General features: G+C 51.6%; 1 protein-coding gene. It reads left to right on the top strand.

Annotated elements, in window-relative coordinates; genetic code table 11:
- Positions 1–424, top strand: a 424-nt coding sequence (locus tag GJ688_RS20130) for an integrase core domain-containing protein (protein ID WP_155478176.1), incomplete at its 5' end; no start/stop codon positions are given.
- Positions 425–547: the final 123 nt, after the last annotated feature.

Raw genomic sequence — 547 nt, 5'->3', positions numbered from 1 at the left:
CAGAACTTGCAAATACCGTCCGGACTACCCATATAAAGGATTTGGAACCCTACAAGATGCCCGGAAGTGGATGAGTCAGTTTGTCTACTGGTATAACGAAAAGCACCGACACAGCGGTTTGCAATTTGTTACTCCTCGACAACGTCATGAAGGAAGAGCCGTGGAGATCCTGGAAAAGCGTTGCAAGGTATACGAAGAAGCTCGGAACCGTCACCCCGAACGTTGGGCGAGAGGAACCCGAAACTGGGCCTTGAGCGATAAAGTGGCCCTAAATCCGATAAAAGAAGATCACAGGCGGATTCCCGAGGGAGGGGGCCGGTTCGTAAAACGGATGCTAAGCGACCCGGCAGCCGCCGCTTGCGGTCGGAGCGAAGCGAAGAGTCTTGACGAATGTGCTAGACTGAGCAAAGCCGACCAGAGCTAATGTTCCACAGGCGTATGTCCGTCGGTCGGGGTGACTTATTCACAGCACATTTGTCAAGACCGGCGGTTGCATATAAATTAAAGTTTACATAGGTCCATGCGTCAACTATCTTGACAAACACCG

It is taken from the genome of Heliobacterium mobile, assembly GCF_009720735.1.
GTDB classification, from domain to species: Bacteria; Bacillota; Desulfitobacteriia; order Heliobacteriales; family Heliobacteriaceae; genus Heliobacterium; species Heliobacterium mobile.
This window is presented reverse-complemented; position numbering and strand designations above follow the sequence as displayed.